Annotated in this window: 1 protein-coding gene; it reads right to left on the reverse strand. The window is 77.0% G+C overall.

Going from position 1 to position 701, the window contains the following annotated elements:
* The coding region (locus FV223_RS29190; protein WP_246689869.1) for an ATP-binding protein at positions 1-701 on the reverse strand (701 nt) is incomplete at both ends.

Below are 701 nucleotides of genomic sequence, written 5' to 3' on the forward strand. Positions count from 1 at the left end.
AGCCCGCACCTGACCGCGATCCTGGTGCGGGCCGGCGGCCGCCGCTTCGCGCTGGCCGTCGACGCGCTCCACGACGTGCGCACCCTCCTCGTGCTGCCGGCGCCGCCGGTCGGCGCCGAGATGGTGAGGATGCTGCCCCAGGGCTCGCGCGGCTCCAGCCGGACGCTGCCCTGGAGCGCGCGGGCGGCGTCGGCGACCACCGAGAGGCCGAAGCCGCGCCCGGACAGGGCGTCGACCGCCGCGGCGGTCGAGAAGCCCGGCTCGAAGACCAGAGCGAGCAGGGCCTGCGGATCGGTCGGATCCCCCGGGCGGAGCAGCAAGCGGCGCAGGGCCGTCGCCTCGATCGCCGCGAGGTCGGGGCCGGGGCCATCGTCCGCCACCGACACGACGAGGCGGCCGCCGCGGATCGCAACCTCGAACAGGATCGCCGCCGCGTCGGGCTTTCCCGCCGCCCGGCGGATGTCTAGCGGTTCCGCGCCGTGGCTGAGCGCGTTGCGCAGGGCGTGCAGCACCGGGTCCTTCAGCGCCTGCAGCATCGCGCGGTCGACCGGCAGGTCGAGGCCGCGGACGGCGAGATCGATCTCGCGGCCCTGCTCGCGCGCGGTCTCGCGGAGCGAGCGCGGGAAGCTTCCGAACACGGTCTCGGCCGGCACCAGGGCGAGGCGCTCGGCCTGAAGGCCGACGCGGGCCGCCGCCCCCTC

The sequence above is a fragment of the Methylobacterium sp. WL116 genome (assembly GCF_008039455.1).
In the GTDB taxonomy this organism is placed as follows: domain Bacteria; phylum Pseudomonadota; class Alphaproteobacteria; order Rhizobiales; family Beijerinckiaceae; genus Methylobacterium.